The sequence below is a fragment of the Sulfobacillus sp. hq2 genome (assembly GCF_002903155.1).
Classification (GTDB): Bacteria; Bacillota; Sulfobacillia; order Sulfobacillales; family Sulfobacillaceae; genus Sulfobacillus; species Sulfobacillus thermotolerans.
Window position 1 is genome coordinate 58,580 of record NZ_NWUL01000030.1, and the last position, 22,508, is coordinate 81,087.

Annotated in this window: 17 protein-coding genes; 6 read left to right on the forward strand and 11 right to left on the reverse strand. The window is 49.3% G+C overall.

Features of this window, described 5'->3' with window-relative positions; genetic code table 11:
• Positions 1-18: 18 nt before the first annotated feature.
• The 3 genes from CO251_RS05825 to CO251_RS05835 are packed head-to-tail and all read right to left on the reverse strand — an operon-like array spanning position 19 to position 3,593.
• Positions 19-1,014, reverse strand: a complete 996-nt coding sequence (locus tag CO251_RS05825; protein ID WP_103374865.1) for an ABC transporter permease — start codon at positions 1,012-1,014, stop codon at positions 19-21.
• Positions 1,011-2,552: a sugar ABC transporter ATP-binding protein gene (locus tag CO251_RS05830; RefSeq protein ID WP_103374866.1), complete on the reverse strand. Its 1,542-nt coding sequence runs from the start codon at positions 2,550-2,552 to the stop codon at positions 1,011-1,013. Before CO251_RS05830 ends, CO251_RS05825 begins: the two co-directional genes overlap by 4 nt.
• Positions 2,553-2,573: 21 nt before the next feature.
• Positions 2,574-3,593 carry an autoinducer 2 ABC transporter substrate-binding protein gene (locus CO251_RS05835; protein ID WP_242968351.1) on the reverse strand — a complete coding sequence of 340 codons (1,020 nt, stop codon included), beginning with the start codon at positions 3,591-3,593 and terminating at the stop codon, positions 2,574-2,576.
• Positions 3,594-3,767: 174 nt separating this feature from the next.
• Between CO251_RS05835 and CO251_RS05840 the strand changes: the two genes are divergently transcribed.
• The 3 genes from CO251_RS05840 (at position 3,768) to CO251_RS17165 (ending at position 5,986) form a co-directional block, all read left to right on the forward strand.
• Positions 3,768-4,565, forward strand: a complete 798-nt coding sequence (locus tag CO251_RS05840) for a DeoR/GlpR family DNA-binding transcription regulator (RefSeq protein WP_158246204.1) — start codon at positions 3,768-3,770, stop codon at positions 4,563-4,565.
• Positions 4,566-5,183: 618 nt separating this feature from the next.
• Complete coding sequence (locus CO251_RS17160; protein WP_146038995.1) at positions 5,184-5,534, forward strand: hypothetical protein; 351 nt, start codon at positions 5,184-5,186, stop codon at positions 5,532-5,534.
• A 296-nt stretch (positions 5,535-5,830) separates the two neighbouring features.
• Positions 5,831-5,986 carry an aldehyde dehydrogenase family protein gene (locus tag CO251_RS17165; protein WP_146038996.1) on the forward strand — a complete coding sequence of 52 codons (156 nt, stop codon included), beginning with the start codon at positions 5,831-5,833 and terminating at the stop codon, positions 5,984-5,986.
• Positions 5,987-6,248: 262 nt separating this feature from the next.
• Here CO251_RS17165 and CO251_RS05850 read toward each other — a convergent pair whose 3' ends face one another.
• A complete protein-coding gene (locus CO251_RS05850; RefSeq protein ID WP_103374869.1) occupies positions 6,249-7,052 on the reverse strand; it encodes an alpha/beta fold hydrolase in 804 nt (267 codons plus the stop codon).
• Between the two features lie 327 nt (positions 7,053-7,379).
• Between CO251_RS05850 and CO251_RS05855 the strand changes: the two genes are divergently transcribed.
• The 3 genes from CO251_RS05855 to CO251_RS05865 all read left to right on the forward strand — a co-directional run bounded on the left by CO251_RS05855 (position 7,380) and on the right by CO251_RS05865 (position 9,767).
• A complete protein-coding gene (locus tag CO251_RS05855) occupies positions 7,380-8,036 on the forward strand; it encodes a hypothetical protein (RefSeq protein ID WP_103374870.1) in 657 nt (218 codons plus the stop codon).
• A 687-nt stretch (positions 8,037-8,723) separates the two neighbouring features.
• A complete protein-coding gene (locus CO251_RS05860; RefSeq protein ID WP_103374871.1) occupies positions 8,724-8,993 on the forward strand; it encodes a hypothetical protein in 270 nt (89 codons plus the stop codon).
• A gap of 132 nt (positions 8,994-9,125) precedes the next feature.
• Positions 9,126-9,767, forward strand: coding sequence for a hypothetical protein (locus tag CO251_RS05865; protein WP_146038997.1), 642 nt, complete (start codon positions 9,126-9,128; stop codon positions 9,765-9,767).
• A gap of 270 nt (positions 9,768-10,037) precedes the next feature.
• Here the strand turns inward: CO251_RS05865 and CO251_RS05870 are convergent, their stop codons facing one another.
• From CO251_RS05870 to CO251_RS05895, 7 genes are all read right to left on the reverse strand, one after another.
• Positions 10,038-10,400, reverse strand: coding sequence for a DUF2268 domain-containing putative Zn-dependent protease (locus tag CO251_RS05870; RefSeq protein WP_146038998.1), 363 nt, complete (start codon positions 10,398-10,400; stop codon positions 10,038-10,040).
• Positions 10,401-10,725: 325 nt separating this feature from the next.
• The gene (locus tag CO251_RS05875; protein WP_369825230.1) at positions 10,726-11,382 is read right to left on the reverse strand and encodes an HAD family hydrolase; all 657 of its coding nucleotides are present in this window, start codon (positions 11,380-11,382) and stop codon (positions 10,726-10,728) included.
• A 198-nt stretch (positions 11,383-11,580) separates the two neighbouring features.
• Positions 11,581-12,339, reverse strand: coding sequence for a trans-aconitate 2-methyltransferase (locus CO251_RS05880; RefSeq protein ID WP_103374874.1), 759 nt, complete (start codon positions 12,337-12,339; stop codon positions 11,581-11,583).
• Positions 12,340-12,481: 142 nt separating this feature from the next.
• Complete coding sequence (locus CO251_RS17515; protein ID WP_173677074.1) at positions 12,482-15,556, reverse strand: type III restriction-modification system endonuclease; 3,075 nt, start codon at positions 15,554-15,556, stop codon at positions 12,482-12,484.
• Positions 15,557-17,422, reverse strand: coding sequence for a site-specific DNA-methyltransferase (locus tag CO251_RS17520; protein WP_207654627.1), 1,866 nt, complete (start codon positions 17,420-17,422; stop codon positions 15,557-15,559).
• A complete protein-coding gene (locus CO251_RS05890; RefSeq protein ID WP_103374875.1) occupies positions 17,415-18,032 on the reverse strand; it encodes a DUF4391 domain-containing protein in 618 nt (205 codons plus the stop codon). The genes CO251_RS17520 and CO251_RS05890 overlap by 8 nt, the downstream gene beginning before the upstream one ends.
• Before the next feature lie 9 nt (positions 18,033-18,041).
• On the reverse strand, positions 18,042-21,227 hold the full coding sequence (locus CO251_RS05895; protein WP_369825231.1) for a helicase-related protein: 3,186 nt from the start codon (positions 21,225-21,227) through the stop codon (positions 18,042-18,044).
• Positions 21,228-22,508: the final 1,281 nt, after the last annotated feature.

The following is a 22,508-nucleotide window of genomic DNA, read 5'->3' on the forward strand; positions in this document are numbered from 1 at the left end:
ATAAAACCCTCCATGGTGTCAACGAGCCTTTTGCCGTCGTCGATAAAGGTTTCCAACCATCACCGAGATTAAGATCATGATCCCTAAGGCAACGCCTTGCCAAAAAGCTTGAATATGAAACAAAACCACAGCATCGTTAATAATCTCTACAAAAATCGCCCCCAATAAACTTCCGACAATCGTGCCTCGGCCACCCACAATACTTGTACCGCCGACCACGACTGCAGCAATGACCGTTAATTCAAATCCCGATCCTGTTGACGCTTGCACTAAAGGACTTAAGCCTAAATGCACAATGGCTGCGATAGCTGAAAACATACCTAGCAACGTGTACGAAAGAACAATGGTTTTATTGACGGGAAGCCCAAATATCCGGGAACCCTCGGCGTTATTACCAATTGCATATAAATAACGCCCCCACGGTCTATGGCTAAGAATCCAACTAAAGGCAATCACTAAGGCCAATGCTACCCACATCGACAAAGGAATTCCCAAAACCTTATCTGTTACGGCCACGGAGGTATAGGATGCGGGTATATTGGTAATCCAATTCCCACCCAAAACAAGATACAGCGCCGCACTCCAAATACTTAGAAAACCTAACGTTGTTATAATGGGAGGAATTTGGATAAACGCAATAAAAAACCCATTAATGATTCCCATCACAGTGCCAGCTATTATTCCAACAAGCGCAGCCGTCCACGGCGATAGTCCATGATTATAAGCAATCCCAGTTAAAGCCGCCGATAGTCCAAGGATCGCACCGACAGAAACATCAATGCCCCCTGTGATGATGACAAAAGTCATCCCAATAGCCGGAATTGCCGTCAACGCTGCATCCACCAAAATGCTATTCAAATTGGCAGCACTCCAAAAATTCCCACCCGAACCAATTGTCGTAGCAACAACTACTACAATAATCATCCCGAGCAACGCATATTCATATCGTGATGAACGTAAAATGGGCGGGGCAGCTTGTTCAGTAGATGTCGACGGAGGGATCTGAGCCGTCATGCTTTAGCGCCTCCTTCAAGTGTGGGAGAATCCGATAGACCAATCGACAGTGCCAAAATATCCTCATGTCTACTTGTCTTTGCGTCAATTTCCCCCATCATGGTGCCTTGGCGCATTACATAGATCCGAGAACAGAGATCCATAATCTCAGGAAGATCTGATGATACAACAATCACCGCCATCCCTTGGTTGGCGAGTTGACGTATTAGGTCATGAATCTCGCTTTTTGTTGCCACATCAATGCCTCGCGTAGGCTCATCTAAAATCATGACGCTCAAGTCATCCCGGGCGAGCCATCGAGCAAACAAAACTTTTTGTTGACCGCCCCCTGACAAACTGGAAACCGGGCCATTCACACTTGACAACTTTATCTTGAGTTCGTCGCTCAGCTCGCCAGCGTGATGCTTTAATGAAGCGACTCTCAATAAGCCACCCACATGCTTAAATTTTTCAATAACGCTAACCATCATATTCTGCGTAATTGGTCTGGGCATAAAAAGTCCTTGGTCCTTACGATCCTCTGGAAGATAAGCGATTCCGGCACGAATTGCTTGTGCCGGAGACTTAATAGCTAAGGGGCGTCCTTTAAGAAAGATTTGACCTTTGCGAGCCGTTCGAGCGCCAAAAATGGTTTGCATCACCTCAGAGCGACCAGCCCCTACCTGCCCGTAAAATCCAACAATTTCCCCTTGTCGAACGTAAAAGGAGACATCTTTGTAATCGCTTGGTCTGGTAAGACCTCTGACCTCTAAAACTGTAGACCCGTCTCGACTCACCGTCTCTTTGCCAGTCGCCGGTCGACTGGGCTTATAAATACGATTTCCTGACATCTCTGACACTAACTGCTGCGGATCCCATTCTTTATTCTCGTGCTCCATAACCACGTTACCATCCGTCAGCACTACAGCTCGATCTGCCACAATTGACAGTTCATCCAGCCTATGGGACACGTACAAAATAATTTGCCCATCATTTTTAAGCTGCTTAATAATAGAAAAGAGTCGCTCGGTTTCGCTTCCCGACAATATCGCTGTGGGTTCATCAAAAATAATGAGCCTCGATTTAAAGACTAGTGCTTGAGCAATCAACACAAGCTGCTGAAATCCAAGGGAAAGATGCATCATGGACTCATTTAACAAGGCCTCCGGTATATTTAATTGCTCAAAAACAGGAGTAACCTTGGCGAGCATCTGGGCTCGGCTAATGTTGCCCCACCGTGTCGCGGGCAATTGGCTCATGAAGATATTTTCTAGTACCGATAGTTGCGGAAAAACCATCGGCTCTTGATATACTGCCGCAAACCCTAAGTTGCGCGCATGCGCCGGGCTGCCAATATGGACGCTTTTGCCATCAATGGCAATATCGCCTGAATCCGGAGCCACTACCCCCATTAGAATCTTTATCAGAGTAGATTTTCCTGCTCCATTCTCTCCCACGATTGCGGTTACCGCGTGCGCGGGAAACTTCAAAGACACATTGTTTAACGCCTTAGTGCCTCCATAGGTTTTTGAAAGCCCGCGCACACTGACCGTCTGCATTTCTGCGGCTCCCTCCTCATGTTAGAAATTCAAGTTGTCGTTTGCCTTGTCAATAATTAATGGCGGGCCAAGCAACAACATCTTACGTGACGGGAAGTATTCAACTTTCCCCAAGCCAGGAACGTTATTCCACTTATGAAACGGATGGTGCTCCAAATGTTGCAAGACACCCCAAACCGTTAAATATCCCAAATTGATCGGATTCCATAGAACAACCTTTTTAATAACACCATTGTTCAAGTACGCTCGAACTGAATTCGGATCACTAATACCCGTTACGATAATCTTTCCTTGCATGCCCGCATTTTCGACAGCTTGCGCTTCACCCGGAGGGATAGTCGTGGCAACGCCAATAAAGCCTTTAATGTGAGGATATGCCGCTATCATGCGAGTCGCAATTTGTTCAGCTCCTGTAATACTTTCGCCAGCATATTGGATTGGAAGCAACTGAATATTCGGGTATTTCTTGAGACGCTGTTTCATATACATGATCCACGTATTGAGGTTCGTTGCGGTCGGGCCGGCAGATATAATCGCCAGCTGTCCAGAGTAATTCATTTCCTTGGCAGCTATATCCACCACGTCATAGCCCAGAGCTTGACTACGTGCTTGTTCTACCCACAACTGATTGTAAGGACTCGATACATTTGAGTCAGCAGCGTAAAACATAATATGGTTATCTACCGCTTGCTTAATTAACGGGTCCAATGCCGTAGGACTATTAGCAGAAACCCCCACCGCGGAAACGTGTTGTTGAATTAGACTGCGTACATACTCCGCTTGGCCCGAAACCGAGGCAGTCGTAGGACCTTCATATATCCACCGAGCACCAAACCTTTTAGCCGCTGCCTGCCCCCCCTGATCCATCGCCGAAAAGTATGGTATCCCCACCAACTTCGGCACGAAGGCAATAGAATATTGTTTATGCGTTGCCGAAGAGGCCGCGGTTGTCGAAGACGCCGTTGTGACCCCACATCCAGCAATCGACATTGTCGCCGCAGCCATGGCAACCGCTATTTTTGCTTTCGCCTTGCTATTCATGGTCTCGCCTCCAATCATTGTTGATATTGCAATTGTCTTTTACTTGTGATTAGTATTCAAGATTTTTAACGATGCCATTTTATAAGTGATATTAGTATTTTCCCTTTTTGAGCGTTACAATCATTTTATTGAATTATTTATTTACTGTTGTGACCAGAGAGGAGGACTATGTGTATGAAACGCTCGGAAAATTTAGCTATAAAAGAATCTAAACGCCACCGTGACATGCTTGCTTTTATAAACTCTCGTAGCAAAGTTACCGTCAATGACCTAAGCCTCACCCTAGGCCTAAGTGTTCAAACCATTCGCCGTGAATTGCGCTACCTGGAACAACAAAATCTAGTAATTCGAACGAAAGGAGGGGCCATGGCAATTGATCCCTCCCCTCTCCATCATCAATTAAAGGGCAACGACTTGTCACTTAGCGCGTCGGCCATTACTTTAATCAATGACCATGACGTTATTGCTCTTGACTCTTCCTCCTTCTCTCGAGCACTAGCCCGTCAAATCCGACAAACCGGTATAAAGGCGACCGTATTAACAGCGAGTCTGGATGTGGCGAACGAATTAATTAATGCTTCAAACTGTCGTCTCGTCGTAACAGGCGGCATTTACCGAAGCACTTCACAGAGTCTAGAAGGCACCTTAACGCTACAAGCCATTAAATCTTTCCGTATAGAGAAAGCGTTCCTGACATGTGATGGTTTCACCCTTCAAGACGGCCCCACAGAATCTGACGACTATCAAGCGCAGTTCAAGTCTCTGTTAATGCAAAACGCCAGCCAAACCATTCTAGCTGTTCCAAGTCAGGTCATCGGAAAAAACTCCCTTATCCCACTATGTTCGCTTAGTGCGCTATCATGGATTATTCTTGTCGACCCTTTAGATATCCGGCAAATGGAAGCCCTTCAATCGTTAGGCATCAAAACACTTGTCGATCCCTTTGCTTATAGGAAGAAGAACAGTAGTTAAAAAACTAACCGCAGAATTTATAAAAAACATCTAAGCATTAGCACTGTCTAGAAGATGTCCTTGATTACGGTTAATTCATCACAATCTTGTCGAGGGAGCAAAAGATTATATACCTTCAGTATGTGGACACGCTCGAACATTCGACATCATCAGAAACTTCAGCCTCAACTCGACGATTGCGGGTCCTCCCGGACGCAGGGATTTCCCCTGGATGCAAAGAATAGGGGCCGCGATTACACAATCTGAGACATGTTTTTTGCGGCGCGTTCCTTGGTGGCTATGGCCGAGTCGATCCTCGTGGATTTTCTCGAAACATCTAGACCACCCATTATTACGTTTAGTTCGCATTATCTAGTCGATGCAATTCCAATTCGCGGACGTAGCTTGATTTCAATTCAGTTTTGAGGACTCTCTTAACGGCCCCTCGGCGGACCTGGTTGTCGGTATACCCACAACACCACAAAAGGGAGCACGGACAGGGTAAAGGAGGAGGTGCCCCACCACTTCAATTCGCTACAGTAACGAATACGTATTGGAAAATGTTGCAACATTGTTATCAATTGGTGATAGTGATAAATTTAATTTGTTTTACTATATTATCCAAGGACTGATCTGAGAATGGCAAAATGGGATACCGTTCCGGATGGCATTGTATTTGGTCCACATGAATCGATAGTGGATAGGGCTCGATTTGGAAAACAACGTTGTGTGTATTGGATAACTTCTCACCGCATTATTGTTTCAAGCGTCGGACACGGTCACCGAATGATGACTGCGCTTGTTCTAGCTGATTGTACTGGCGTCCGCGTAGAAGTACGCAAGAAATTTATGAAAAAAGAAAGCTGGATAACCCTGTTCAGCAAGAGTGGTTTGGTATGGGAAGACGAACTTACTGGCAAAGACAGCATACAAGCGGCTGCATGGTGCGCACGGGTAAGCAATTTGCTAGCGGACAGATCGAGTCACTAACTTTTAAATCGCCGCGATTATCGTTGCAGACACTGGTAGGGAGGTTAAAGCCCATCGCGAGGTCCGTCTCACCATTGATATAGTCCACGAAGCATCGTCTTGGTGAACTTCTCCCTTTGGTGATCCCCGGAAAAGAAAACCGTGCCTATCGACTCCCTGTCGGGGTTGTGCGCGTCATCTTGCCATTTAATGTCGTTAAATCCCTCGATGCGCGTCGTTGCTCCAGCAAGCGCCCTGGGTAATAGCGTGGGAGGCCATATTGCCGAACTCTGCCGGAAAAACTTTAAACGGTTCATGTGAATGATCAGAGCATCAACGACAAATCGGGCGTCCTCTTTGGTGGAGAAAAAGCCTCGGGTCTTGGCCGCTACCGTGGCGAGTGGGGCGTTGAAGAATTCACCACCATGAAATGGGCATCTATCCAAAAGACCCCCCGTTCCTTCCCCTTTTAAAGCGAATTGCCGTAGCCAATGGCCCTTGTAATCTGGGCCGTTGGCTTCACTCATTCAGGGAGAAGAAACTCATTGACTCCTCTGTACCAAGGGTCAATGGGGGAAAATGGCGTTTGTTCCGTAGTCTTCCTCTTACGTCATACAACTTACGGCCCCGGCCGCCCCGACGCTGTTTTCTACCGTATGCCAGCATTCTTGGTCACTCGAATCACAGCCAACATGGCGTCTCCCTTCGTGATGATTGGACATGACCCTTAAGCCGTCATCTCTTTGTATGGTCCTTCAGCCATTGTTCGAGCATATAGCTCACTTCTTGGGGTTTGGAGAGATTGGGAAAATGGGCGACATCACGCATTCGTATCAGCTTTGCATGCGGCAATTCTCTTGCTAAATAGACTGCCACTTCTTGTCCGAACCGCGTGTCGTATTCTCCCACGACAAGCATTGTGGGAATATCAAGGGCTTGCAGTGCATCCGTGTCGTTGATCTGCTCGTAGCGGGGAAGCGTTCTTCGGCGTTCTAGCATCTCTCGGTACATAAGTCGAAAGGCCGCGCGACTTTCTTTGCTTATACTCTCTTCTTTGCCGTTGATGCCAATAAGCCAGATGATCTCAGCGGCATTTACGAGTCTTGTCACGTCATGCGCTGCCAATGCCGCCTCATACTCCGCATAGATAGCGGAATCGGGGCCATCGATTTTGGGTTGAAATCCAAAGAGACCCGTTCCCAACAAAACCAGTGACGATACACGAGCCGGGTACCGTTTGCCCGCATGAATGGCGACAGCGCCTCCTAACGAAGATCCCACCAAAGTGGCTGTCTCCACTTCCAAATAGTTCAAAAGAGCAACCAGCGTGTCCGCGGGGTCATGGCGTTGAGAGCTCTGATCAGTTAGCCCATCTGCCCACAAATCATAGGTGATGCAACAATAATCATTGGACAACCGGTTCACTTGGATATTCCACTGCCGGTGGTCGGTCAATGCGGAATGCAGAAAAACCACCGCGGGACCGGAGCCATGGGCCGTGTAGCAAATGGCACCTTCAGACGTTACGAATTTGGGCATACCCAATGCCTCCTCTGCTCTTGATAAATATTTTTATTTTAATATCACACTGAGCCCTGGTTGCTCGCCACAGCTGCACCCTAACCAATTCACCACCTACGAATCCCACGGCAAAGACTCTGGCAGGAGTGCTGCCCTTTAGGCCGGAGGCGTTAACGCCTTATGTCTATGGGACTGCTTATGTCTCGCAATATGATATGATGATGGATAAATGGGCAACAAGGGGCGAGTTTCACGGGCAGGAAAACCATTTACGTACGACCCAATGACGAACCGTTATGGCAGCAAGCCGAACGTGAAGCCGGCACAGAGAGTCTCTCCACGGTTTTGAATGAAGCACTACGAAAACACCTTCAGGGGCGGCCCGCTGGGCCGGCCCATCTTTGGCTGGATCACGCCGAACGCCCAATGACTGTAGAGGTCGAGCCATTAGAGGGGGGATGGCAGATTCGCATCCCCCGTGCCGATGAACCCAAGCTCAGTCCGCGGTCCGATGTTATCAAAACCTTAAGACGCGTGATTGGATGGGATGACGAATTTAATCGCACCCTCGCAGCCTCTCCAAAAGAATCTATCTGGGTTTGGATTCCCGCATCTTCGGTCTCTGGCATCATGTGGCGGCCCCACACGCCCGCCACAGGTATAGACTACGTTGCGAAGGCCCGGGCTGCATGGCCTCTTCTTCGTGAACGGAGCCGCAATCAGTTGACAATGACCTACGGAGACTTAGGCCATGCCTTAGGCGGTCTACATCCTCTCCATGACGTACCTCAAGTGCTGGATGTCATTCAAGCGTGGTGTCATGAACACAAAATGCCAGACCTCACAGGGTTAGTTGTCAGTCAGCGTACCGGACTTCCCGGTCGCGACTATTGGCGACAAAATGGTTGGAGTGATTTATCCCCAGAAGAACAACACACGCAATGGCAAGCTAGTCTCAGAACACTAGCGGCAAACCCTGGGCCCGAAAAGCCGCCCTTCTAGATCCTATCATCCCTCAGGACAATTCCTCAGCGCGGTGACAATCGGCGCTTGAAAACTGCGGACTTTCGCAATGTCCGTTTACTTTCCCCTTGCTACGACACGAATGGCACCAGAGACCAATTGCTAAAGCATGTATCCTAGACCCTGGAGTAAGCCTGCTCATCATTGGAGGGACCCCATGAGCGCCAAAGAACATCCTTCCCAGTTGCAGGCGCAACACTATTGGCACACCACACACTCGATTGCTGTACCGCTTTGGGTCCTATTGTCTTTGAAGTCACTATCTTATTCTGATGCAGTAGTCACCCTTGCAAGAAGAGCGTGTCGCATAAGACCGAGACATGCCGCGCGCAGACCACCCCACCACACAGCCCCTCTCGTACATGCCTCATACACAGCCCAGCTCACCACGGACAAAAAATATTATGTTGAAACGATGTTTACCAGTTGACCGAATCTTTACATGATCATATTATACGTATGTAAGTCATTATTGATCCCTTGAAACGGAACCATTAACGACCAAGAACAGCGCCTAATCTAAAATTTGATGGCTAGCACAAGAGTTCTGACGGAAAGCCTTAAGCCAAACAAGGCATCAGGAAATAAAAACGCCGTGGCAAAACTGCTGCAGAAGCATCTGCCATCTTGACAGATGACTCCTAGCACCGAAAATAGGAGGGCATCATGCGAAAAAAGCGAGAGAAAGATCATGACAGCGTGTGGTCGGTGGACAACGAAAGGAACCCTGCCAAGCCCACGAGTTTTCTGAAGAAGTTAGCGCACGGCGCCTGGTTCATTGTCGTTCTCGTATGGCAACTCATCCGTCTTATTTTCCGAATCGTTTGGCGTATCCTCATTGTTTTATCGATTATCGCCACGTACGTTTTAGCTTTTGTCGCAATATTCTCCGTCACGTCCGAAGAGGCGGAAAAACAGATGAAGCGTTATTTATAGTTGGAAAACTCTTCGTTCTACCGGTGCAAGCACAAGAAATTTCGTAACGCAAGTTAGACCCATTTTAGAAACACAGCAGAAAACACCCTTGTCTTTCTGGTTTTTACACCATTTATTCCCTAGGAGGTAAGCATGATGGATTTTCTCACATTATGGACGTCTGATTCTGAACAGGAGTGGAAACAAGCCCTCAACCGCTATTGGAGCTTTGTCCAGCCCGCCAATTATGCGCTAGAACAAGACATGGATCACTTAGACCGCGCCGTGGTGCAGTCTCTCACTGCTGCCGACTTCTATGACTGGCTCTATAACAAATACTTTGTGTGGAAATACACGCAGAAAAACCGCTTAGCCACCACACGGCGTGCACTGGCCAAACGCCATCAAGATGCCGCGGGACTTAAGGAACTGGAAGAAATCCAGCACCAAATCTTTACCATCGATACGTACGCGCAACCCAGCCAAGCATTAGACAATGTCACCCGAATCGGGGGTCTGGGAACGGCCGGGGCGTCAGGATTGTTAGCGGTTCTATTTCCAGAACACTTCGGAACTGTCGACGTGTTCGTTGCCGAAAATCTCCTTCAAGTGCCTGCCTATGTTAATCAATTGCCAACAATAAAGCCTAATGGCACCATAAATATCACAAAAGACCAAGCCGTATGGATGGTCAAGGTATTTCGCCAAAAGGCCGACGAACTAAACGCCATGTTTCGGACAGATTTTTGGACCCCACGCCGTATTGATATGGTTTTGTGGGGTACGCGGTCTTAAGACCATCTCATGCCGAAATAAGCCAGGAGCTATGGCTTCTTTGCCCGAAATATCATAGCCCATGAAGTCGTCATAGGTTCCCTTCCCTTAGGTATGAGTAACTGTCCCATGATATATGGTCGGCAATCATATTGCTCTATGCATTGCCGACCATATAGTAGTCTCCGAACGATCTGAAGATGTTCGGTCATTTACGTCTCCCACATCTGAGTTTAAGACTTTGTCCAAAGAGAGCTGTTTGGCTGAGCAGGATTATTTGACTATCCCCTATCATGGAATCGTGAGCCCATGGATGATTGTTTCCAAGAGCGAGATGTGTGCATGGCCATTTTTCATGGCCATGATGCGATAATGGTGATGGTACTCGTGAACGGTCGTTGCCATGAGCGTTGACAATGTTTCAGGGGCAGGATAGACCACCAACGAAATCTTAGTCCCCTCCCAATTGGTCCATCCAGAAACTCCGCCCAATTTACCGCGGCCAAATGTGTCAGCAAGATCCATTGGAAAGACTTCGACACTTAACGTATGATCCAAAGGAAACCGTCTCTGAAGATTAAGAAGGGTGTCGCGCACCCGAGATTCAATCCCAATCCGGGCCATGTTGGCAAGCGTTCTCTCCCAGTCATCCACCGAAGCCTCGATCGTTAAGAGCCCGTTGCCTTAGAGATCATCTACCTCCTCTAAGCAGAGATCCGTCAGTCGGGCAAACAAGGCACGTCCTCCATTTGAGGGATCCGTTCGCAGTGCCTGTATGAATTGCGTCAGCTGTTTCCAACGCGGAATCATGATTAATTCGCTCATGTCATTCTCCATATTCCTCTACCAGTTCGTACCTTCAACTGAACGCCCTCATCATTTCTACGGTTCGAGCTTCATCACCACAGTGATGCTTCGACCGTCTAATGCTCACGAATCGGCCCATCTGGCGATCCCAAGTCTGTTAAAAACCTTGGAGTTACTGCGCCAGGAGACGTTCGGTCTCCTTGACAGTATGCGCGAGGAACGTGGGATTGGCCTCCCGCAACTCGCTAAGCGAGCCATATCCATAGGTCACCGCAACCGAATCAATACCATTATTGTGAGCGCCCACAATGTCATGAGCCCGGTCGCCTATCATCACGGCATCAGACATGCCGGGATAGCATTGCAGAGCCTGGGCGATAATTTCGGTCTTCCCCGATCGACTCCCGTCAAGATTGCTCCCAATGACCGTATCAAAGAATGCCCGCAACCCAAAATAGTCCAGAATTCGTTCAGCAAAGATACTCGGCTTAGATGTCGCAACCACCAAATGTCGCGACGTAACGCGCAGCGCTTCAAGTAGAGACGGAATGCCTTCATATACGTGATTTTCATAGAGTCCATAGCTCGAAAAATACTCCCGGTAATATGAGACGGCTTGCGACACGGCATGCGAATCTAGATGATACTGCTGGGAAAATGTCACATGTAAGGGCGGTCCGATAAATGCGGTTAAGGCGTCCGGACTTGGGGAATCGATTCCAAGTTTTTGGAGAGCATACTGTAGCGACTTGGTGATTCCGATCTTGGGGTCTGTTAAGGTGCCGTCCAAATCAAAGAGGATTACGCGATATACGGCCATAGAAGCCATCCCCATCCCTCCGCGCGTTCTATGTATTCGCAAGCATTCAACCGATTTTCTGTTGGCCCCCCACCCTACTGCAAGGTACGAAACGGTAAAAACAAATCTCTTTTCAGATAAGGAAATGCAGAAGCGAGTACTAATCTAGACCTGTGGCTAGACCACTAAGACGCGGGATTCCTATGAACCCACGCCCCTCTTTCCGAGTCATTTTTTCTCGGCAACGACGCGAAGACGCTGATAATCGATATACCATTGGCCACCACGATATAATACTGGGCGACACTGTTCAATTACCTGCTGAACTACCTTGTCTCGTGTTAGATGGTCAAGACCAGACAAAAAACTTTCGGCAAATCCAATTAGCCAATGCTCAATGCCCTTGTCACCATCGGGCATCGGAGTAGGACGCGCGAAATGAACTGCATAGGTTGTTTTAAAGCCTTGGTGTTCTAATAATGTGGTGTATTCGCCAATGCTCGGAAAGTACCAGGGATTTCTGTCTTGGGCATTAATGCCCAGATCCCCTATGGCCCGGTCTAACGCATCAATGACCGTCATCACGTTTCCTTTTCCCCCGAATTCCGCAACAAATCGCCCACCTGTGTCTAGTGCATCCCACACGCATTTGATAACCTTGGTAGGCTGCCTCATCCAGTGCAGGGCGGCATTTGAAAACACCGCATTCATAGGCCGTTCCACTTGAAAGGCTTCGGCATTGCCCACCCTAAAGGTCAACGCTGGGTACTTTTGGCGGGCCCGTTGAATCATGGATTCCGAAAGATCCATTCCGATCACAAATGCTCCCGCCGTGGCTATTTCCTGAGTCAACTCCCCAGTCCCACATCCTAAATCGAGGATATGTTCGCCTGGTTGAGGCTGCAATAACGCCACTACGCCTTTGCCGAACTCCGCTACGTAACCGAGCTTATCATCGTAATGGGTGGCATTCCACGTGTGTTCCATAGTGTTCAACTCCTTTTCTGCGTATTGTTTTGAACGACTCTTTAGCGTCGTCTATGGACTTACTTTGTCGAATGCGGTCCTTGCCCAATTACCCCTGTTTACCATATTTACGCGTGGCAGCTGTGTGGAACATGGGTAATATCTAGATGGTCTCCATGATTGTAAGAAGACTTTGGTAGCTGTCGACCTCATGATACTTGACTCCAGTGGTAGAAATTTCGTTGAACAGTTTCTTGGCACAGGCAATCTTTGCCTGCTCAATCGGCCGTAGTTCAAGGCTGTCTATCGTGCCTTTGGTCTCGGCAATAAAGAAAATATGCTTCACCGAGCCCTTTTTAAACGTAATCGCCCAGTCCGGGGAGTAATTGCCCACGGGTGTGGGAATGTAAAAACCCCGCGGCCCCTTCGGCAACTTGGCGTAGACCACCACCTCTTCGGCTACATCCAAATCCTTAACAAAACGCCGCTCAACACTTTCCGCTGCCGTCCCGTCCGTGAATACGTAATCTTGAATCGCGTGCCTTGCCTTAAATGCCCTTGCGTATTCGTTTGAAGCGCGACTCATTGTGAATATCTCCGGCGAATAGGGATCTTCCGCACTTGGGGAATACGTAATATGTTCCACAACCACTGAAGCTTTCTGACGGTTAATGACAGCGCAGACTCTCGCAATAAATTCTTCCGGGTTATCGCGGAATTGCCATAACTTTTGGGGGTTTAGGCCTTTAAGGATTGCCACAACCGTTCGCCGGGTAAGTGTCGTTCCTTCGGCGATCTTACCAACAAGGTCATATTCGACAGAACTTCCTGCTGCACGGTCGAGCTGTTTCGTTTCGGTACCCTCGACAGTGAACTCTGCGCCTTCTTGTCGACCTCTTGTACTGGTATAAGACAGGGTGCCGACATGCAGTTCGTTATTGACAGCAGCGATGGACTTTGCAATGAGTTCGTTGCTGTCAAATTCGACGGTATAGGCATATTTTTTGTTGATACGCTGCCACAGCTCGTGGAAGTTCTTCCAGTTCTCGTTCAATGGATTTTCTTTAATCTTGGTCTCGTGTCCGTTGTCCACCATATCCTTCAGCGCACTCGGATCAAAGATAGCCTGTATGAGCTGATGAATACCGTTAGTAAGTGGTGCCAGATCGGCACTCAAAGGGGTCGGGGTGCTGAGATCAACAGCATTGCGATATGTATCCGTGATTTCACCATTGTCATCTACATAGTCGTTGCGGACCAGGTAATGGTAAATAGCCCGAGCTTCAGCAGCTGTAACGACGTGAATTTCATCCCCAACCTGCACCATTTTATCCGTGAAGTATTCAATACTAGCCCTTGTGGGGCGCTCATAAAGGTCGGACTGAATTTCCTTTTGCAAATCCGCCACAAATTCGGCGTAGCTCTCGCTAGCAACAACCGTCAGCAGATTCACGGCGTGCACTAAACTTTCGCCGCAGACCTCCATGTCCTGTCGTTCACCCTTACTGTTCACGCAAAGACGCAACCCGCGTCCGACCTCCTGCCGCTTGGCTGTTGCGTTATCCGAATGCTTCAGCGCGCAGATCTGAAATACATTCGGGTTGTCCCACCCTTCGCGAAGTGCAGAGTGTGAAAAGATGAACCGGGTCGGCTCCTCAAAGGACAAGAGCCGCTCCTTATTTTTAAGAATAAGATCGTAGGCGGAAATATCATCCGAAAACTCGCTGCCGCGCTTGACGGGGCTATCCGTGACCCGTCCCTTTTTGTCGATAGAAAAGTACCCGCGATGGGTCGCGGAGGTTGCTATGCCACGCAAGTAGGCTTGATATGCTGCTGGGAAAAGTGCCATCCGTTCGTTTAGCGCGGCTGTATATTCCTCTTCGAACAGACGTCCGTATTCCCCAAGGATTTCCTCCCCATCGTCCCCGTATTGCCGGTACTTGGCCACTTCGTCGATGAAAAAGAGCGACAGGCACTTAATGCCCTGCGCAAACAGCGTTTCCTCCTTATCCAAATGAGACGCGATAGTTTCCCGAATTTGTATCCGACGTATATCGTTCTCGTTGACGTCGCCCGTGGCTTCTCCCGTGCGCAGGCTTTCTCCGTTGGTCAAGGTCACCCGGGCCCGAATCGGATCAATTTCGGCGATCGAGACACCCTTATATTCTTCCAAACCCTGTGATGCGGTGTACAGGCTGTCGCCTACATCCAGTAATCGCGTTTGACGCTGCGGCACGCCGCTCTTGCGACGGACCTCAAATTCCAGCCGGGCGCGTGGCGGTTTTCGCTTATCCAGCACAATTTCCGACAGATAGAGATAGCCGTTCGTTCCACTCAAATTCTTCAGTTCAAACCCCTTGACCTCGATTTTTTTGACCAGCTTTTTATGGAAAGCGTCTAGTGCATCAAGGACATAAATCAGGTTATGGGAGGTTTTGTGCGTTGCCGAATAATTCAAGGAAAACAATGGCGCAAAGTTCTTTTTCAGCGCATTTTGCGTCGCCACACCTCCCATTTTCTGCGGCTCGTCGAGAATGATAATGGGACGATTCGCCTTAATCACGTCAATGGGACGACGTGACCCAAACTCGTCGCGTTTACTGTAGATAATGCGGGCTGCGTCGTTGCCGCGTCGGCCTTCGATATTTTTGTCTTCGTTCATCGTGGCGTTGAACGCCTGGGTGTTAATAATCATGACGTTGATGCCGCTGTTCTGAGAAAACTCGTCCAACTGGTGCAGATTCGCGGAATTGTACACAAAGAACCGGGCCTTGAGGCCATAAAGCTCCATGAAGTGGTCCTGCGTCATCTCAAACGCCTGCTTGACTCCCTCACGAATCGCGATACTGGGCACGACCACGATGAACTTGCTCCACCCATAGGTTTTGTAGAGTTCGAACATTGTCTTGATGTAGACGTACGTTTTGCCGGTGCCTGTCTCCATCTCGATATCCAAAGACACTGTGCCCAAGCCAGCGACAAGCTCTGGCGACCTTTGGATATGGTTTGCCGTCTGCACGGCATGGATATTTTTTAGCAGCTGTTCTCTGGACAACTCCACGTCGGCATTGCGGTAGGCGGTTTCAAAGTCCGGATCGAATTCGTCCAGCGTGCCTTTTAGCTGGCCAACATCGCGGCGAAACTTGGACAGGCCATGATTTGACTGCCCAGCAAACACCTTCACCACGCTCTCAGCAGCTTCGGTCTGGAAGGGCTGTATCTTGAATTGAAACGGCATTTACAGCACCCTCCTGATGGTCGACGGACTGTAGGTAGCGAACACCTGCTCGATGTTCACCATGGCACTGTCGCTGACGAAAGTGGCGTCACGGAACACGGCGTAATAGGGATGTTTCTTCGCAATGTCCGTAATAAGGGCGGTATCCACCCGGCCAAAGCAGGCAATCAGATAGGTGTCATTGACATAAAACAACGGGCCGTCCTGGGTGATTTTTGCGGACAACGGAATACCGAGGTCCAGCATTGCCTGAAGCAGCAAGTCCTCATCGGTGCGGTCCGGCTTGATGTTGTCGATCAGGCCATCAGGGTTAACTTTAATCTGCATGATTTCCTCTGGCCTGTAGTACACGTCTTTCATATTGGAACTGTCGAGCTTCAGCACGCGAAAACCAATATCAAGGTTTAGCGCGGTCGGTCCCGCCTCCTCCTTGATCTTGCGACCTGCCCGACGAATGCGTTCTTTGCCGATTTCGCAGATGTTTTTATATCCCGCCCTGAACGCCTCGCTCTTGTCATTGCAAGCTTCGGGAATTTGTACCATGATAAACTTGCGCTTGCCGCCGTCTTCGGCGTTGAGTTGCAAGACCGCGTGAGCCGTTGTGGCAGAACCGGAGAAGAAGTCGAGGACTAAATCGTCTTTACCGGTAGCGATTTTCAAGAGATTATATATCAACTTTGAAGGTTTCGGATGCGTGAAGAGTTTTCCTTGGCCGAACAGGGCACGGATTTCCTCTGTGGCATCCGCATTCATGCCGTGGCTATCCCACCATGATTCAGCACGAATTTTTCCATTAAGCCTTTCGGCGGCGAAAATTTTTTGAACCGGGCGGGTTGTTCCTGTTTTTCCAAAAATAATACGGCCATCCGCAATTCGGCGTTGCACCTCAACTTCATTGAATACCCAATATCGCCCTTCCGGAGGATTGAAAGTCTGCCCCGTTGAAGGATTAGTAATCGGGAAATGCGGACCTTTGTGATTAGCCGATAAATCCATTGTTGTCCATGCTCCGCGCGGGTCATTATCGGGGTTTGAATAAGTCTTAGCAATGAACTCTTCGGTAATCTCGTATCCAATTTCACCGATATCATCAACGTGTTTAGCATAGGCGATAATGTAATCATGGACGGGTGGAATCATCCCCATATTATTTCCATTGGTTTTCTTTTTCCAGAGGATGGTTCCTACAAAATTATTTTCGCCAAAAACTTCATCGCAGAGTTTACGTAAGTTATACCCTTCACTATCGTCAATACTGATAAAAATTACTCCATCACCGCTTAGTAAGTCCCTTGCCACACGCAAGCGCGGATACATCATATTCAACCAGTCGCTATGGAAACGTCCATTGCTATCGAGGTTTGGCGTGAGGCGATTACCCTGCTCGTCGTACTGCCCATCACGACGTAGAAAGTCGCCCGACTCCTCCGAAAAATTATCCTCGTAAATGAAGTCATTTCCTGTGTTGTACGGCGGATCGATATATATCATTTTCACGCGGTTAAGGTAGGTTTCGCGGAGCAGTTTCAGCACGTCGAGATTGTCCCCCTCTATGTAGAGGTTTTCGGTGGTGTCAAAGTCCACGCTCTCTTCACGACAGGGCCGCAACGTGGCGGCAATGGGCTGATTGGCCAGCAGTATGCTCTTACGCTTGTCCGGCCATGTAAACTGATAGCGCTCTTCCTTGCCGGATACGACGTGCACATTGATCTCCTGGGCCAGCACGTCGGCATCGACGGCTCGGACCACCGCCCCGTTTTCATCAATCGTCTCCGTCACGGCGTTGGGGAACAGTTGTGCCAGCTTCGCGAAATTTTCGTCCGTGATGGACGGCGTGTGCATGGGGAGTCGGTCGGGTTTATTCATGGGTCTGTCCTCCTAATTCTCTTTTCAACCGCTTTATTTCTTCGGCATATTCCCACTTCCGGCGGGATTGTTGTTCCGCCCGCGCTTTTCTTTCGAGCGCAGCAATTTGGTTGGATAGTTTTTCGCGGCGGTCATTCTCCGCGAGGATCGCATCAAGGTCTTGTCCGCTCGCCAGGTCAATCTGCGCGATTTGGGCAACAACGTGGTCCCATGCCTCTCCTAGGTCAAGGCCACTCAACTTTAGTTGCCATGCGTCTATCGGCTTGTCGTCCGACACCAGAACCTTTGCCGTGCGGTACACGGCCAGTCGTGCATGATCCCTATATTGCAGGACAAAGACCAATCGCTGGGCAATGAATTGCGCGAGGAGCGCAATGTTCTTCGTGTCGCAATCGGGGGTTTTTAGCGTCACGGCAACCACATAGACCGCCGACACCTCCTTGCTTGCCGCAAGATTGACCGTCTGCGGCGAGATTTCCGCGACAATTGCTAGGCGACTAATCTGCTCATCAAACCGTTTGCGGTCAGCGGCCGGTGGCTTGAACTTCTCAAACAACGCCTTTTTCGCCAGCGGTTTGTTAATCGCCGTCGTGCTGGGTAAGCCTAACATCTTGCGATCTCACCTCACCGTCACAAAACATACCAACTCGAAATCATCCAATCCCTCGATCGTATGGGCCGCCAACGATATCGGCTGACCCGAGAGGAAGCTGTCCAGGGTATCCTCCTCATTCAAATCCACGATGGACTTCACCCCCACGTAGAGCAAGTCGGAATAGCGCCGCATATCGCGTCCATCTTGCGTTTCCGCGTTAAACTCGTCACACAGTGCACGATCGGGCTCAGGCTGACCTCGACATAGCTGACGGAACACATCAAGCAGTTTTTTCGGCTGCAAGTGGTCGATATATACGGTGGATCCATCGCCAACATAGACCATATAAAAGGGGTGCAACTGATTCTTGTTCTTCGCGTTGATGTGCGCATTGCGGTTTTTCAAGATAAAAATTGTCCCTGGGGGTGCGTCGGCGTGGCCCTTCACCACCGCATGAAGCCCGAAGGGAACTTTGTCTAAATTGCCGTGATGCTTGACGTACTCGAGCAAGTCCAGCCGAAATTCGTTCAATCCCAAATCCATAATCGAAATCCCGGACTGCATATCCTCGATGTCGACCACGTCATTTTGGAGCTTTTCAAGCTGCGCCATACGATATTCCAAGTCACCCCGCTCCTCCGGATCGATGGGGTTATCGTCGCCCGTCGCCGTCATGACCGAGGCCTTCATTCGGGTTTCCACGCGTCCTTTGAGTTCCAAATACTTATCCAAGGCAATGTTTGGCCAAAAATTTACCAGTTGGATTGTTTCATTGCGGCTGCCAATCCGGTCAATCCGCCCGAATCGTTGAATAATACGGACCGGATTCCAGTGAATGTCATAATTGATACAGAAGTCCGCATCTTGCAGATTCTGCCCTTCCGAGATGCAGTCCGTCGCAATCAAAATATCGATGTGATCCGGGGTGTAGGGCATGAGCACGCCCTTATCCTTCGATAGCGGAGAAAACAACGTCAGAATGGTGTTCATATCGACGTGCTTCAGCTTAACCGTCGTCTTGCCATCGGTGGTCCCGGTGACGATCGCGGAATCCAGCTCAAACCGTTCTTTGGCGAACGGTGCAACATGGTGATACAGGTACTCGGCCGTATCCGAAAACGCTGTGAAGAGCAATATCTTTTTGTTGCCCCGATTAAACGGCTGCTGCACCTTGTCTGCAATCAGCTGCAGGAGCGTTTGCAACTTCGTATCGTGTGCCGGTGTGATGTCTTTGACCATCAGGGCCAGCAACTCCAGGATTTCGGAATCCGCGACCAGCTTCTCGCGCCACGATACGTAGTCCATATCATTGAGGTCGATGTCCAGCTTCTTTCCCTCGGTTGGAAATACGCTGGTATTGAGATCATCGTCATCAAAGTCGCCGGGGTCATACTCGCGCGTATGAATCGTCCGGTTCATACCTGTTTGAAAGGCATCGATGGCCGCAATTGTACCATCAATCAGGCTTTTCACGCGTTGCAGCGTAATATTGAATGATGCGATAGAGCTTTCGAGTCGTTTCAACAGGTTAATGCACATTAAACGCCGTATCCCATTTTCGCGTCCCGCACGGTCGATATTCACACTAGGGTCGATGTATTTGGCACGTCGGCTCTCCAACAAAAAGTCGGTTGGCACATACACGGCGAGATTTAAGAGCATTAGCTGCTCGTAAATCTCATCGTAGTCGATTGCGGATGAAAGATCCGTCAGCTTCGGACGCAGAGAGATGGGAGGCCTTCGCTCGGGAAATTGTCCGATTTCCTCGGTATTATAGTATTTTTCAATGTGCTTCCGAGACCGTGCGATGGTCACACTATCCAACACGGTAAAGAAGTCAAAATCCAAGGCACGTAGGAGGCTTTCGGTCGTGCGCTCTTGGGGATCCAGTTTGCTCCACCGATTAAAAGCGGTTTGGGCATTGCGGAAAATCACATCAATAGGTTTGGTCGTGTCAAGTTTGTCGTTAATCAGTGCTGGAGTGCCTTCGTAGGCCAGTTCTAGCTGGTGGCGTAGATCGGAGAACCCGTTATTCACAGGGGTAGCGGAAAGCATCAACACTTTGGTCTTGACGCCTTGTCGAATCACCTTGTTCATTAACTGCAGGTACCGGTTTTCCCGCTTGTCGTCGCCGCGCCCGGAATAGTCCCCACCGTTACGAAAATTGTGGCTTTCATCGATCACGACCAGATCGTAATTGCTCCAGTTCAGCTTGGACAGATCGACTCCGCCGGAGGACCCGTGCTCGCGCGAGAGATCGGTATGATACAGCACATCATACCGCATGCGGTCGGAGGCAATGGGGTTATTGCGATAGTTTTCTTTGAACGTGCGCCAGTTGTCTCCCAGCTTTTTCGGACAGAGGACCAGCACGGTACGATTGCGCAATTCATAATACTTGATGACGGCGAGGGCGGTAAATGTTTTACCCAACCCCACGCTGTCGGCAAGAATACAGCCGTTATACTTTTCCAGTTTATTGATGATCGCCAGCGCCGCATCCTTTTGAAACGTATATAACTTGTTCCAGATCTTCGTGTCCTTAAAGCCAGTCGCTTCATTGGGTAAGACATCCTCACTGATATCGGAAAGAAATTCGTTGAAAATATTGTAGACGGCCACAAAGTAAATGAACTCCGGTGCGTTCTCATTGTACGCCGCCGTGATGCCATCGATGACCTGCTCGGTGACGTCCTGCAACAAATCCTTATTATGCCAAATCTGCTCAAACATTGTCACATATTGCTCCGAAAGGGGGGCATCAATGCGGTTGACAAGATTCATGATATTATTGCCCCGTTCACTCCCTAAATCCGAGGTCGTAAACCCATTGAGCGGGGTGTACGCAATGGTTTCATCGGGTTTCACCACGGTCAAAAACCCGCCCATCGTGCCACCGGTTACATTGGAGCGAAACTGCACCTTTTTGCGAATCCATGTGGCGCACTCGCGGGCAATGGCCTTCTGCGTCAGTTCGTTGCGCAACTTGACCTCGAACTCGGTTCCGTAAAGGGAGCGCTCCCGATCGAGTCGGGGAATATAAAACTCCCGTTTTTCCTTAGGCGCCTTCTCTTGGAGAAAGGTGGGTGAAGTAAAAATGAACCGCAACGTATCAATTCCGTCAAGCTGTTTTTTCAGCGTTTGGTATGCGTAAATCGAAAAACAGGCCGCCGCTATCGATAGTTTGTCGCCCTTTGTAATGGTGGCCACCAAATCGTCCTTAACGGTTTGATTCACATTGTCAAGAATTTGCATAGATGCTTCCCCTCATATACGTCGATACACGTTATTTTACACTCCTGCACTTACCCGGAAATATCTTGCAGCGTTTCATGATAAAACGTTACCATAGATTTCAAATTCCCAACCTTTGTCATATATTCGGGGATGCGTTGGTCAATTCCTGCTGCATTGAGACAACAATGATATTTTAATCGAATATCATGCAAGCTTTTTTGGCGGGTTGCAATGAGTCCACCATCTTCGCAAAAATTATACCAGTGGTTCCTGTGTTCCACTCACTACTCTTCATTCCAGCACTTCCGGGATAACAGCGCGCTCTGCCCATGCACTTACTTAACGCTGTATAGCTTGACAATCCAACTCACGTCGAAGCAGGGCTCCACTAAAACACCTCCCGTTCGCACGAAATTTTGTTCTGCTCGATGATTCGACAGATAAAACCACATATAAACATCCACAGGAGATACCGGATCATCTATTCCTCCCCATAATTTTCCAGTTAAGGGGTTTCATGGTGACGGTTCGCGTAATGGCTGTTTCCGTAAAGACGCTGAGGGGGATGTGGAGCGCATCCAGGATCCCGAAGGGTCGCGTGGAAATTTTCGGAGTGGTCACGGTACGGGTGCCTGTCACGTCACGCGTGACCCGCAGACTGGCCAAATCGCACCAGTTCGGCCGGGGTATAGTGGATGTGGGGACAAGATGCCATGGGTGCGGCGTGGTGGCCATCCAGTGATCTAGGCCGCGTTGTGTATCCGCCTCACACGCAAACTGTATATGGCCAAATAGAAATGGCTCTTCCACACTTTTGGTGTAAGCCTTTCCGTTTATCCAACCATGGCGAATTTTGTCACGCAGCGCCCGTCACGTAATGGTGCTCGTCTGTGGTCATCTCGCTGCCGCCGCATTCGGCGACGGGTCCTAGAGCGACCGTAAAAAAGGCTAGGCTGAACCAACCATGTGGCCTGACGCATGCGGAGGCTCTTAGCCGGCATGGGTGTGGAGCGTGCGTTGGCGTAGGAGGAAATCCCCCGGCCCCCCATACAAGATCCGTTTCAATCGCTTAATTTTGTTGTTAAATCCTTCCACCATCCCTTGGCTTCAAAAGCTACGAACGCCGGCGAGTACGGCCACCTCATCGTCACTGACGCCTTTGGCAAAGCTGACGAGTTCCGGAATGCCACTCAGCCGGAAGAGTTGCAGGATACCCAAAGGCAACTCACTTTGCAAGTCGGTAGGAAGCCGAGC

Coding starts and splice junctions, on each gene's coding strand:
- CO251_RS05865 (WP_146038997.1), top strand. CDS start 9,126: ATGATGGATTTTCTCACATTATGGACGTCTGATTCTGAACAGGAGTGG.
- CO251_RS05875 (WP_369825230.1), bottom strand. CDS start 11,382: ATGGCTTCTATGGCCGTATATCGCGTAATCCTCTTTGATTTGGACGGC.
- CO251_RS05890 (WP_103374875.1), bottom strand. CDS start 18,032: ATGTTAGGCTTACCCAGCACGACGGCGATTAACAAACCGCTGGCGAAA.
- CO251_RS17520 (WP_207654627.1), bottom strand. CDS start 17,422: ATGAATAAACCCGACCGACTCCCCATGCACACGCCGTCCATCACGGAC.
- CO251_RS05835 (WP_242968351.1), bottom strand. CDS start 3,593: ATGAATAGCAAGGCGAAAGCAAAAATAGCGGTTGCCATGGCTGCGGCG.
- CO251_RS17160 (WP_146038995.1), top strand. CDS start 5,184: ATGGCAAAATGGGATACCGTTCCGGATGGCATTGTATTTGGTCCACAT.
- CO251_RS05830 (WP_103374866.1), bottom strand. CDS start 2,552: ATGCAGACGGTCAGTGTGCGCGGGCTTTCAAAAACCTATGGAGGCACT.
- CO251_RS05860 (WP_103374871.1), top strand. CDS start 8,724: ATGCGAAAAAAGCGAGAGAAAGATCATGACAGCGTGTGGTCGGTGGAC.
- CO251_RS05825 (WP_103374865.1), bottom strand. CDS start 1,014: ATGACGGCTCAGATCCCTCCGTCGACATCTACTGAACAAGCTGCCCCG.
- CO251_RS17515 (WP_173677074.1), bottom strand. CDS start 15,556: ATGCCGTTTCAATTCAAGATACAGCCCTTCCAGACCGAAGCTGCTGAG.
- CO251_RS05840 (WP_158246204.1), top strand. CDS start 3,768: ATGAAACGCTCGGAAAATTTAGCTATAAAAGAATCTAAACGCCACCGT.
- CO251_RS05880 (WP_103374874.1), bottom strand. CDS start 12,339: ATGGAACACACGTGGAATGCCACCCATTACGATGATAAGCTCGGTTAC.
- CO251_RS05850 (WP_103374869.1), bottom strand. CDS start 7,052: ATGCCCAAATTCGTAACGTCTGAAGGTGCCATTTGCTACACGGCCCAT.